General features: G+C 71.2%; 11 protein-coding genes, 3 tRNA genes and 4 pseudogenes. 8 read left to right on the top strand and 10 right to left on the bottom strand.

The genetic code is table 11. From position 1 onward, the window contains the following. Positions 1-166: 166 nt before the first annotated feature. Positions 167-791, top strand: a pseudogene (gene orn / locus AC2W7J_RS10910) (oligoribonuclease). A 21-nt stretch (positions 792-812) separates the two neighbouring features. On the opposite strand, the gene AC2W7J_RS10905 reads toward orn, so the two are convergent. The 3 genes from AC2W7J_RS10905 to AC2W7J_RS10895 form a co-directional block, all read right to left on the bottom strand. Next, on the bottom strand, positions 813-1,763 hold the full coding sequence (locus AC2W7J_RS10905; protein WP_485982381.1) for a bile acid:sodium symporter family protein: 951 nt from the start codon (positions 1,761-1,763) through the stop codon (positions 813-815). A gap of 88 nt (positions 1,764-1,851) precedes the next feature. Further along, positions 1,852-2,904, bottom strand: a complete 1,053-nt coding sequence (locus AC2W7J_RS10900) for a phosphatase PAP2 family protein (RefSeq protein WP_485982379.1) — start codon at positions 2,902-2,904, stop codon at positions 1,852-1,854. 134 nt (positions 2,905-3,038) lie between these two features. Further along, positions 3,039-3,114: transfer RNA gene (locus tag AC2W7J_RS10895), tRNA-His, on the bottom strand. Positions 3,115-3,170: 56 nt separating this feature from the next. Here AC2W7J_RS10895 and AC2W7J_RS10890 point away from each other — a divergent pair. After that, positions 3,171-3,596 (top strand): annotated as a pseudogene (locus tag AC2W7J_RS10890) (copper resistance CopC family protein); the annotation flags it as partial. A gap of 11 nt (positions 3,597-3,607) precedes the next feature. Here the strand turns inward: AC2W7J_RS10890 and AC2W7J_RS10885 are convergent. The 4 genes and pseudogenes from AC2W7J_RS10885 to bcp all read right to left on the bottom strand — a co-directional run bounded on the left by AC2W7J_RS10885 (position 3,608) and on the right by bcp (position 5,205). Next, positions 3,608-3,898 carry a hypothetical protein gene (locus AC2W7J_RS10885; RefSeq protein WP_485982377.1) on the bottom strand — a complete coding sequence of 97 codons (291 nt, stop codon included), beginning with the start codon at positions 3,896-3,898 and terminating at the stop codon, positions 3,608-3,610. 264 nt (positions 3,899-4,162) lie between these two features. After that, positions 4,163-4,238 (bottom strand) — tRNA-Lys (locus tag AC2W7J_RS10880). Positions 4,239-4,408: 170 nt separating this feature from the next. Next, entirely contained in the window at positions 4,409-4,711 is a 303-nt protein-coding gene (locus AC2W7J_RS10875) for a DUF3618 domain-containing protein (protein WP_255183913.1), read from the bottom strand. A 15-nt stretch (positions 4,712-4,726) separates the two neighbouring features. Beyond that, a pseudogene (gene bcp, locus AC2W7J_RS10870) lies at positions 4,727-5,205 on the bottom strand (thioredoxin-dependent thiol peroxidase). Positions 5,206-5,279: 74 nt separating this feature from the next. Here bcp and AC2W7J_RS10865 point away from each other — a divergent pair. The 4 genes from AC2W7J_RS10865 to AC2W7J_RS10850 are packed head-to-tail and all read left to right on the top strand — an operon-like array spanning position 5,280 to position 7,789. Continuing rightward, positions 5,280-5,972: an energy-coupling factor ABC transporter permease gene (locus tag AC2W7J_RS10865; protein ID WP_255183915.1), complete on the top strand. Its 693-nt coding sequence runs from the start codon at positions 5,280-5,282 to the stop codon at positions 5,970-5,972. Further along, positions 5,969-6,271 carry a PDGLE domain-containing protein gene (locus tag AC2W7J_RS10860; protein WP_421007389.1) on the top strand — a complete coding sequence of 101 codons (303 nt, stop codon included), beginning with the start codon at positions 5,969-5,971 and terminating at the stop codon, positions 6,269-6,271. The genes AC2W7J_RS10865 and AC2W7J_RS10860 overlap by 4 nt, the downstream gene beginning before the upstream one ends. A 25-nt stretch (positions 6,272-6,296) precedes the next feature. Next, complete coding sequence (gene cbiQ, locus AC2W7J_RS10855) at positions 6,297-7,034, top strand: cobalt ECF transporter T component CbiQ (protein ID WP_255183917.1); 738 nt, start codon at positions 6,297-6,299, stop codon at positions 7,032-7,034. After that, positions 7,031-7,789 carry an energy-coupling factor ABC transporter ATP-binding protein gene (locus AC2W7J_RS10850; protein WP_421007390.1) on the top strand — a complete coding sequence of 253 codons (759 nt, stop codon included), beginning with the start codon at positions 7,031-7,033 and terminating at the stop codon, positions 7,787-7,789. Before cbiQ ends, AC2W7J_RS10850 begins: the two co-directional genes overlap by 4 nt. A gap of 9 nt (positions 7,790-7,798) precedes the next feature. Here AC2W7J_RS10850 and AC2W7J_RS10845 read toward each other — a convergent pair whose 3' ends face one another. Further along, positions 7,799-8,257, bottom strand: a complete 459-nt coding sequence (locus AC2W7J_RS10845) for an OsmC family protein (RefSeq protein ID WP_485982373.1) — start codon at positions 8,255-8,257, stop codon at positions 7,799-7,801. Between the two features lie 21 nt (positions 8,258-8,278). Here AC2W7J_RS10845 and AC2W7J_RS10840 point away from each other — a divergent pair. Then, positions 8,279-8,360: transfer RNA gene (locus tag AC2W7J_RS10840), tRNA-Leu, on the top strand. 76 nt (positions 8,361-8,436) lie between these two features. Here the strand turns inward: AC2W7J_RS10840 and rdgB are convergent. Then, complete coding sequence (gene rdgB, locus AC2W7J_RS10835; protein ID WP_485982371.1) at positions 8,437-9,066, bottom strand: RdgB/HAM1 family non-canonical purine NTP pyrophosphatase; 630 nt, start codon at positions 9,064-9,066, stop codon at positions 8,437-8,439. Further along, positions 9,063-9,820, bottom strand: a pseudogene (gene rph / locus AC2W7J_RS10830) (ribonuclease PH). The gene rdgB and the pseudogene rph overlap by 4 nt, the downstream one beginning before the upstream one ends. A 34-nt stretch (positions 9,821-9,854) precedes the next feature. Here rph and AC2W7J_RS10825 point away from each other — a divergent pair. Further along, on the top strand, positions 9,855-10,609 hold a 755-nt coding region (locus AC2W7J_RS10825), incomplete at its 3' end, for a glycosyltransferase (protein WP_485982369.1).

Below are 10,609 nucleotides of genomic sequence, written 5' to 3'. Positions count from 1 at the left end.
GGCAGGCTGCTGGCTCCCGGACGATGCGGGCGGTGGCGGCGGAGGACCGGCGGGAGCGGGGGGCTGCCCGGCGGGCGGAGGAGGCGGCGTGGAGCTCATGGCCGCCACGGTAGTGCGGCAACGGCCTCGCGTCGGTGGGGAGGACTACCCATCCAACGGTCTGGATATGGTGGAAGACGTGACTTCTTCGACTCCCTCCTCCGAGCGCATCGTTTGGATCGACTGCGAGATGACCGGCCTCTCCCTCGAGCACGACGCCCTCATCGAGGTCGCGGCCCTGGTCACCGACTACGAGCTCAACCAGCTCGACGAGGGCATCGACATCGTCGTCCGCCCGCCCGAGGCGGCGCTAACGCAGATGAACGACTTCGTCCGCGACATGCACACGACCTCGGGACTGCTCGACGTGCTGGCCGAGGGCACGACCCTCGCCGAGGCCGAGGAGGCCGTCCTCGCCCACATCAAGGAGCACGTCCCCGACGCCGGCAAGGCACCGCTCGGCGGCAACAGCGTCGCGACCGACCGCGCCTTCCTCGTGCGGGACATGCCGGCCCTCGAGGCACCTGCACTACCGGATGATCGACGTCTCCTCGATCAAGGAGCTCTCGCGCCGCTGGTACCCGCGGGCGTACTTCGCCTCCCCGGACAAGAACGGCGGCCACCGCGCCCTCGCCGACATCACGGAGTCGATCGCCGAGTTGCGCTACTACCGCGAGGCGGTCTTCCGCCCCCAGCCCGGTCTCGAGACGGCCGAGCTCAAGGAGATCGCCGCGCGCCACCAGGTCGGCTGACCGGGCACGGGCCTCGCGTCATTACGGGCGGTCGCGGCGCCGGCACCACGCGGCGAAGAGCGCGCCGGAGACGTTGTGCCACACCGAGAAGACCGCGCCCGGCAGGGCCGAGAGCGGCTCCATGTACTGCGCGGCCAGGCCCGCAGCGAGACCGGAGTTCTGCATGCCCACCTCGATGGCGGTCGTGCGCCGAGCGGGCACCGGGAGCCGGGACACCCTGGCGGCCAGGTAGCCCAGGCCCATGCCGAGCACGTTGTGCACGACGACGGCCAGGAGCACGAGGGGACCCGCGGTGAGCATCGCGTCGGCGCTGCCCGAGACGACGATCGCCACGATGACCGAGATCGCGGCCACCGACAGCCACGGCAGGGCCGGCAGGAGCGCCTCGGCGAGCGGCGCGAGCAGCAGGCGCACGACGAGACCGGCGAGGACCGGCAGCAGGACGATCGTGACGATGGTGCGGGCCATGCCGGCTCCGTCGAGGGGCATGTAGCGCCCGGCCAGCCACAGGGTGAGCAGCGGCGTGAGGAAGGGCGCGAGCAGCGTCGAGACCGAGGTCATCGTCACCGACAGCGCCACGTCACCGCGGGCGAGGTAGGACACGACGTTGGACGCCGTCCCCCCGGGTGCGCAGCCGACGAGGATGACACCGGCGGCCAGGGCGGGCGGCAGGCTGAGCACCGTCACCACGAGCACGGCGACCAGCGGCATGATGACGTACTGCGCGACGACCCCCAGCAGCACCGGCAGCGGGCGCCGCAGGACGAGGCCGAAGTCGACGGGCCGCAGCGTCAGGCCCATCGTGAACATCACCAGCCCGAGCAGCGGGTTGACGAAGGGGGCCGCCCCCGACACCGTGTCGGCGGCCAGGTAGCCGACCACTCCCCCGGCGACGATGAGCAGGGGGAAGACGAGGACGGCGACGTAGCCGCTGCGGTCCTCGGTGGTCGAGGTGACGAGTGGTGCGCTCACGAGCGGCCACCGTACACAGCCGGCAGGTCAGGCGCCGTCCGGCGTCGGACGCTGCTGCACGGGGTCCGGCGCCGGACGCCGGCGGTGCTCAGGCGCTGGCGAGCGACCGCGAGCCCTCGGTCTCGCCCGTGACGACGACGGCCTGGTTGCCGCGCCGACGCTGACCGGTGGCCCAGCCGCCGACGACGACGGCGATGTAGCCGATGAGCATGCCGGCGATGTTGTCGAGGACGTAGTGCCAGCCGAAGTAGATCGTCGCGAGGAAGGTCAGACCGAAGAAGGTCCACGCGGCGATGCGCAGCGGGCGGGTCGAGGCCGTGCGCTGCAGGAAGAGCGCCAGGGCGAAGGTCACCGACACGTGCAGCGACGCGAAGGCCGCAACACCCTGGATGACGTCGCTCGAGCGCGGGTCGGCGAGGAACTCCAGACGGTTGCGCAGGAGCGCGGTCTGCAGCTCACCGACACCCGAGTCGGGCAGGCCGGCGAAGAGGTCGGGCCGCACGTAGACCGGGCCGAGCGCGGGCAGGATGTAGTAGCTCACCGCACCGAGCACCCAGTTGAGGCTGAGCGAGGTGGCGTACCAGGCGCCCACGGACAGGTCGCGACACAGGACGAGGACCGCCATGAGCGAGACCGGAACGAGGGGCAGGTAGAGCAGGTAGACGAAGGAGAGCACCGGGGCCGCGAGGTCCGGCGGCAGGATCGTGTGCAGGACCGCCGCCGGGTCGGCACCGCCGAAGAGCATGCGGTCGAGGTCGAGCAGCTGGTTGTCGAAGAGGACGTCCTGCCGGTAGACCGGCAGCACGCTCTTGAGGTTGCGGTAGCCCACGTAGCAGACGTAGAAGGTGATCAGACCGGTCGCGATGTAGACGATGCGCCGCAGGCTCCACTCGTGGCGGGCGACCTCGGCCATGCCGCGCGGCAGCTCGCGCCACCCGGCGCGGCGCAGGCCCGCGATGACCAGGCCGATGCCGAAGAGCAGGAGGGCGAGTGCGGGGAGGCGCACGTAGGCAGGACCGAGGAATCCCTCGGGGTCCTTGAGCGGGATCCCGAGCGAGTGGGTCCCGACGAGTGCGGTCGCCCCGACGAGGATCGAGACGACCACAGCGACGGTGTAGGGCCAGCTGCGAACGGTCTGCATCCGACCAATAATGGCCTGAAAGGGGCGCGAAGGTTAAATCGACGTGCCGAATAGTGTCCAATCGGTGATGGACGCCACGCTGAGGACCGGGGACGACGAAGGGCCCCGGGACGATCCCCGGGGCCCTTCATCCTTGGGGTGAGTAACGGGACTTGAACCCGCGACACCCGCGACCACAACGCGGTGCTCTACCAGCTGAGCTATACCCACCAAGTGCCACCTCATCGGGCAGCGCGGACCATCGTACCTGCTCCGAGAGGGTGGTCATGACCACCCACCTCCAGCGCCCGCACAGGCCCATCGGGCACGATGGGCAGGTGACGACGACACCCCGGACAGCCACCCCCTTCGCCCGTGCCGCCACCGCGATCCTCGCCCTCGCAGCGCTGCTCGCGACGATGGTGGGCCTGGCCGCCCCCGCCTCGGCGCACGCCCGGCTCGAGGCCTCGAGCCCGAAGGAGGGCTCGACCCTCACCGCGACTCCGCCGGAGATCATGTTGCGCTTCAACGAGCCGATCCAGTCCGGGCTCAACGAGGTGAGCGTGCGCACCGGCTCGACCGACGCGACCGACGGCGACCTCGAGGTCGACGGCGGCACCGTCTACCAGCCGCTGAAGTCCTCGCTGCCGGCCGGCTCCTACACGGTGTCCTACAAGGTCGTCAGCGCCGACGGGCACCCGATCAGTGGGTCCTACTCCTTCACCTACGCCCCGCCCGGTGGCGACACCGGCCCGAGCGGCAGCGAGACGACGAGCGACGGCGGGTCGGGCAGCAGCTCGAGCACCACGTCGGGCAGCGACTCCCCCACCGCCTCGAGTTCCACGGCTCCGACGTCGTCGAGCAGCTCCGCGGGCGAGCCGTCGAGCACCTCGGCGCCGAGCAGCACGACCGAGCCCAGCTCGTCGAGCACCACCTCCTCGTCGACCTCGTCGTCGACGACCTCGGGCGACGGCGAGAGCGAGCCCAGCAGCGCCTCGAGCTCGTCGAGCTCCACCGCCGCGCGTCGAGGGCGACGACGCGAGCAGCGACGGCGGCTTCCCCGCCTGGGGCTGGGCCGTCGTCGTCGGCGCCCTGCTCGTCGTCATCGCCGGCGTCGGGCTGCTCCTGGGCCGCCGGCGCCACGCCGAGGAGGACGAGCAGGTCAACCTCGAGGAGTGGCGCGGCTGACCCGTCGACCCCGGCCGCTCCGGTCGGCCGGGGTGACCGCCCGGGTACGACGAAAGGGCCCCACCGCAGTGCGGCGGGGGCCCTTCGTGGGTGGTGCGCCAACAGGGACTCGAACCCCGAACCCGCTGATTAAGAGTCAGCTGCTCTGCCAATTGAGCTATTGGCGCGCGAGGAGAAACATTAGCACCACGATGGCGGAGGGCGAAATCGACTCCGGGACAGGGCTCTTGGCGCCTCGATCGGCGCCCTGCCGCGGTGCGGTCCACCTCCTGCCACGACGCCGAAGGGGGGTGGCACCGGTCGGTGCCACCCCCCCTTCGTCACTGCCGTGGTGACGTCACCAGGAGCGCTTGGCGCGCTGGCGCTCCCACTTCTTGGCCTTGCGGTTGCTCGAGATGACCTTGAGCACGACGAGGCCGACGACGGCCGCGGCGGCGATCGCGACGCGGTCCATGCGCAGCTCGCCGGACTCGGTGCGGGTCGCGGCGGTGAAGGAGGCCTTGGCCTGCTCCTTCTGCCGGGCGACGACGTTCTTGGGCGCGGCGCGCACGCTCAGCTCGTCGATGGTCTGGGCGAGCCGGTCACGCGTCGTGATGATGTCGTTCTCGAGCTTGGTCATGCTCGGGGTGTCGTTGCTCACGTGGGGGTTCCGTCCTTACTCGATGCCGAGGTCGCGGCGGATGCGGCCACGTGGCCCGTCGCCTTGACGTTGTACTGGGCGTGGGTCACCACGCCGTCCGGTCCGACGACGACCGTCGAGCGGATGACTCCCTCGACGACCTTGCCGTACAACTTCTTCTCACCATAAGCGCCCCAGGCCGTCATCACCGACTTGTCCGCATCGGACAGCAGGGTGATCGTCAGCCCGTCACGCTCACGGAACTTCGCGAGCTTCGCCGGCTGGTCCGGCGAGATGCCGATGACCTCGGTGTCGGCGGCCCGCAGCGCCTCGAGCGAGTCGCTGAAGTCGCACGCCTGCTTGGTGCAGCCGGGGGTCATCGCCGCCGGGTAGAAGTAGACGATGACGCGCTTGCCGCGCAGGTCGCTCAGCGTGACCTGCGCGCCGGTGTCGTCGGGGAGGGTGAAGTCGGGGGCTGCATCGCCCGGGGTGAGTCTCTCGCCCACGGATCGCATCTCCTGTCTCGGCGGAATGCAGTATGGTCACCCCAACCTATCCTCCCAGGGGCAGAGTCACGTAGGAGTGACCTATGCACGTGCCCGATGCTTTCCTCGATGCTCCGACCTCCCTCGCCACGGGGGGTGTGGCGATCGCGGGGGTGGCCCTAGCGCTGCGACGAACCCCGAGCGATCTCGACGACCGGGTGGCCCCGCTCGCCGGTCTCGTCGCCACCTTCGTCTTCGCCGCCCAGATGCTGAATTTCCCCGTCGCCGGCGGCACCTCCGGCCACCTCCTCGGCGGTGCACTCGCGGCAGTCCTCGTGGGACCGTGGACCGCCACCCTGTGCATCACCGTCGTCCTGCTCGTCCAGGCGCTCGTCTTCGCTGACGGCGGCCTCACCGCCCTCGGAACCAACGTCACACTCATGGCGCTCGTCGGCGTGTGGGTCGGCTGGGTCGTCTTCGTCCTCGCGCGACGCCTCCTGCCGGCGCGGCCGGCCAGCATCCCCGTGGCCGCCGCGATCGGCGCCTTTGCGTCCGTGCCCTGCGCCGCGGTCGTCTTCGCCGGGCTCTTCATGGTCGGTGGCACCGCGTCCGTCGACGCCGGCGCCCTGCTCACCGCCATGGTGAGCTGGCACCTGCTCATCGGCCTCGGCGAGGCGGCCATCACCTTCCTCGTCGTCTCGGCGGTCGTCGGGGTGCGGCCTGACCTCGTGCGCGGTGCGGAGCACCTCTCACCCTCGGCACACGTGCCCCGCGAGAGCATGAGAGCGACCCGATGAAGGCCCGCGTCTCGACCCGCGCCCTCGTCCTCGGCGGACTGGTCGTCTGCCTCATCCTCTCCTCCGTCGTGAGCTTCTGGGCCTCCGGGCACCCCGACGGGCTCGAGCACGTGGCCGAGACGCTCGGCTTCGCCGGTGCCGCGGGCGACCACGGCGCATCCGGCTCCCCGTTCGCCGACTACGGGACAAAGGGAATCGGTGACGGCTTCCTCTCCGGCGGTCTGGCGGGGTTTGTGGGCGTGCTACTCACGGGTGCCCTCATGTGGGTCCTGCTCCGACTCGCCCGTCGTCGCGGCTGAGGTGGCCAACCCCCACCGCCACGCGTTGAGCCTGCACTCCCCCACGAGACTCCACGCGTTCCCGGCGCACCTCAAGATCGTCGCGGCGATGCTCTACGTCATCGCCGTCGTGCTCACCCCGCGGGAGGCGGTGTGGGCGCTCGGGCTGCAGGCACTGCTCCTGCTCGGCGTCGTCCTGGTGAGCAGGGTGCCGCTGCGGCACCTCGCTCCTCGGCTGCTCGTCGAGGTGCCTTTCGTCCTCTTCGCCGTACTCATGCCCTTCGTCGCGACTGGCCCCCGCGTCGACGTCGGGCCGCTGTCGCTGTCAGAGGCGGGGCTCTGGGGCGGGTGGAACCTCCTGGTCAAGGGCACACTCGGCGTCGGTGCCTCACTGGTGCTCGCGGCGACGACCACCCCCTCCGACGTCGTCGCCGGGCTGGCTCGGCTACGTCTGCCGGCGCAGCTCGTGCTCATCCTCGGCTTCATGGTCCGCTACACCGAGGTCATCAGCGGGCAGCTGCAGGCGATGCGGGTGGCCCGGGAGTCGCGCGGCTTCAGCGGCCGCGGACTACGCGCGTGGCCAGCGCTCGCGAGCACCGCGGGGTCGCTCTTCGTCCGCAGCTACGAGCGGGGTGAACGCGTGCACCTGGCAATGCTCGCGCGCGGGTTCGACGGACGGACCCACGTCGAGCGGACACCTGTCGCCGGCTCGACGTGGGCCGTGGCGATGCTCCTGCCCGTCGGCGCGACGATCGTCCTCGCGGCTGCGAGGCTGGGCGCATGAGCATTCCCGTCATCGACCTGCGCGGCGTGGATCACGTCTACCCCGATGGGCACCGCGCGCTCGACGGTGTCGACCTGCACGTGCATCCCGGCGAGCGGGTCGCCCTGCTCGGCCCCAACGGCGCCGGCAAGACGACGCTGGTGCTGCACCTCAACGGGATCCTCACCCCGACGAGCGGCTCGATCTCGGTGTCGGGGGTGCCGGTGAGCCACGCGCACCTGCTCGACGTGCGGCGCCGGGTGGGCATCGTCTTCCAGGACCCCGACGACCAGCTCTTCATGACGACGGTGGCCCAGGACGTGGCCTTCGGTCCGCACAACCTCGGGCTGCCCGCTGCCGAGGTCGAGGCGCGGGTGCACGAGGCGCTCTCCGCGGTCAGGATGCTCGAGGTCGCCGACCGGCCCCCGCACCACCTGTCCTTCGGGCAGAAGCGGCGCGTCGCGGTCGCGACCGTGCTCGCGATGCGACCGGAGATCCTCGTGCTCGACGAGCCGAGCAGCAACCTCGACCCGGCCTCGCGTCGCGAGCTCGCCGAGATCGTCGACGGCCTCGACATCACGGTGCTCATGGTGACGCACGACCTGCCGTACGCCCTCCAGCTGTGCGAGCGCTCGGTCGTGCTCTCCGAAGGGAGGATGGTCGCCGACGCCGCGACGCGCGAGGTGCTCTCGGACGGCGAGCTCATGGCGGCGCACCGGCTGGAGCTGCCCTACGGCTTCGACCCGCGGTCGGTGCCGGGGCGCACGCGCGGCTGACCGGTGCGATCAGTCGCTGACGCCGACGAGGGTCGGCTCGAGGACGATCTCGCTGCGCAGGCTCTGCGCGATGAAGCACTCGCGGTGGGCGACCTCGACGAGCCGCTCGACCTTCGCACGGGGGGCGGGGCTGCCGAGGGTGATGTGCGGGCGCAGGACGATGCGCGTCACCCACATCGGGCGCTCCCCCTCGCGCATCTCCCCCACTGCCTCGTCCGTGTAGTCGACGACGTCGAGGCGGGCCCGGGCGGCGACGGCGAGAAAGGAGAGCATCTGGCAGCTGCTCGCCGCCGCGACGAGGAGCTGCTCGGGGTTGGGCAGGGATGCATCGCCCCGGAAGGCGACGTCGCTGCTCGCCCGCGTCGTCGTCGACGCCATCGTCAGCTCGTGCTCGCGGGAGTAGTCGTCGTAGCCGACGCCCGTCGAGCCCGACCAGGCGAGGGTCGTGGTGAAGGAGTGGTCGCTCACCCGCCTAGACTGCCTGACCGAGCCGAAGTGGCGGAATTGGCAGACGCGCGTGGTTTAGGTCCACGTGCCCACGGGCGTGCGGGTTCAAGTCCCGCCTTCGGCACCCCACCCAACGTCAACCACAGGTTGTGAGTGAGCGTCCTGAACTCTGCAAGACCTAGGGTTTGCACGAGATCGGGTCAGGCCAGGTGCTCGCGCAGCAGCGGCACCATGGCGCGGAAGGCGCGGCCGCGGTGGCTGATCGCGTTCTTCTCCACGTCCGTGTACTGCGCCAGGGTGCGGGTGTCGCCGTCGGGACGGAAGATCGGGTCGTAGCCAAACCCGTTGTCCCCCACCGGCTCCCGCACGACGACGCCGGGGACCTCCCCTTCGCTCGTCACGGTGGTGCCGCCGGGGATCGCGAGGACCGCGGCGCAGCGGAAGGCCGCCCGGCGGTGCTCGTCGGGCACGTCGGCGAGCTGGTCGAGCAGGAGCTGGAGGTTGCGGCGGTCCTTCTCGGCCCGGGGCAGGTCCGCACCGTCGTGCAGACCCGACCACCGCGCCGAGAAGATGCCCGGGCTGCCGCCGAGCACCTCGACGGCCAGGCCGGAGTCGTCGGCGAGCGCGGGCAGCGAGGTGCGCATCGCGACGTGCTCGGCCTTGAGGCGCGCATTGCCGGCGAAGGTCACCTCGGTCTCCGGGATCTCGCCGACCTCGGGGAAGGTGGCCATCGAGACGATCTCGAGGCCGAGATCAGCCTCGCCGAGGATCTGGTGCAGCTCGTGGACCTTGTGCTCGTTGTGCGTCGCGAGGACGACTCGCTGGGTCACAGCACGCGCTCCCGGGGGGTCTCGGCGAGGGCTTCCTGCTGCTTGGCGGTGAGCGCGGCGCAGCCGGTGGTCGCGAGGTCGAGCAGCTCACCGAGCAGCGCCCGGTCGAAGGGAGCGCCCTCCGCCGTGCCCTGCACCTCGATGAACTCGCCGGTGCCGGTCATGACGACGTTCATGTCCGTCTCGGCGGTGGAGTCCTCGGGGTAGTCGAGGTCGCAGACCGCGCGGCCGTCGACGACGCCGACCGAGACCGCGGCGAGCGAGCCGGTGAGCGGCGTCGCGCCGGCCGGGATCAGGCCACGGCTGCGGCGTCCTCGACGGCGTCGACGAGGGCGACGTAGGCGCCGGTGATGGCCGCCGTGCGGGTGCCGCCGTCGGCCTGCAGGACGTCGCAGTCGAGGACGATCGTGTTCTCCCCCAACGCCTTGGTGTCGATGACGGCGCGCAGGCTGCGGCCGATGAGGCGGGAGATCTCGTGGGTGCGACCGCCGACCTTGCCCTTGCGCGAGTCGCGCCCGCTGCGGGTGTTGGTCGAGCGCGGCAGCATCTCGTACTCGGCGGTGACCCAGCCGGTGCCCTGGCCCTTGAGCCAGCGCGGCACCCCCGCCTCGAAGCTCGCGGCGACGAGCACCCGGGTGCGGCCGAACTCCACGAGCACCGAGCCCTCGGCGTGGTCGAGCCAGTTGCGGGTGATGCGCACCTCGCGCAGCTGCTCGGGGGTGCGTCCGTCGTGCCGGGGGGTGGTGTCAGTCATGGGGCAAGGCTAACGATCCGACAGGATGGCTCGGGTGAGGCCGTCCTTCGACCACGTCCTGCTCACCCGCTTCAGCGCGGTGCTGCACCCCGATGCGCCGCCGCCCGACGAGGACTGGCTCTTCTACCGGCTCGGCTTCTTCGTCGACGCCTGCCTGCCGTCGGTGCTCTCGCAGCGCGACGCGCAGCCCTTCGACTGGTTGGTGATCTTCGACGACCGGTGCTCCGCGGACTTCCGGGCGCAGGTCGAGGAGCTCGCCGAGGGCGCCTTCACCCCGATCTGGACGCATGCCCCCTTCACCCGCGACGGCTTCGCCCAGCACGTCGCCGACCGGTGCCACTCCCCCTTCGTCATCACGACCCGGATCGACAGCGACGACGCGATGGCGGTCGACCTCATGGCCTCGGTGCAGGCGCAGTTCGCCGAGCAGGAGCGGCTCTTCGTCAACTTCCCCCGGGGCATCCAGATCGACCGCAGCGGTGCCGTGCACCGGGCGACGATTCTCTCCAGCCCCTTCCTCTCGCTCATCGAGGCCCGCGAGGAGGGCCGGCTGCCGGACACGGTCTTCGTCGCCAAGCACGCCCGCGCCCGCGGCCACGGTCCGCTGCGCGAGGTGCGCGCGCCGGTCATGTGGGCGCAGGTGCTGCACGGCACCAACCTCGCCAATATCGTCAACGGCGTGCGGTGCACCCGCGGGTCGTCGCCGAGCGCTTCGACCTCCACCTCGGCTACGACGCGACTCCGGGGCGAGCCCGGCTGCTGCGCGGGCGGGCCACCCAGCTCGGCCGG

Source organism: Janibacter sp. CFPM2_SD2 (assembly GCF_057364645.1).
Note: the sequence above shows the minus strand (reverse complement) of the source record. Positions and strands in the feature narration are given on the sequence as shown.

Coding starts and splice junctions, on each gene's coding strand:
- AC2W7J_RS10900 (WP_485982379.1), bottom strand. CDS start 2,904: ATGCAGACCGTTCGCAGCTGGCCCTACACCGTCGCTGTGGTCGTCTCG.
- AC2W7J_RS10850 (WP_421007390.1), top strand. CDS start 7,031: ATGAGCATTCCCGTCATCGACCTGCGCGGCGTGGATCACGTCTACCCC.
- AC2W7J_RS10865 (WP_255183915.1), top strand. CDS start 5,280: ATGCACGTGCCCGATGCTTTCCTCGATGCTCCGACCTCCCTCGCCACG.
- AC2W7J_RS10860 (WP_421007389.1), top strand. CDS start 5,969: ATGAAGGCCCGCGTCTCGACCCGCGCCCTCGTCCTCGGCGGACTGGTC.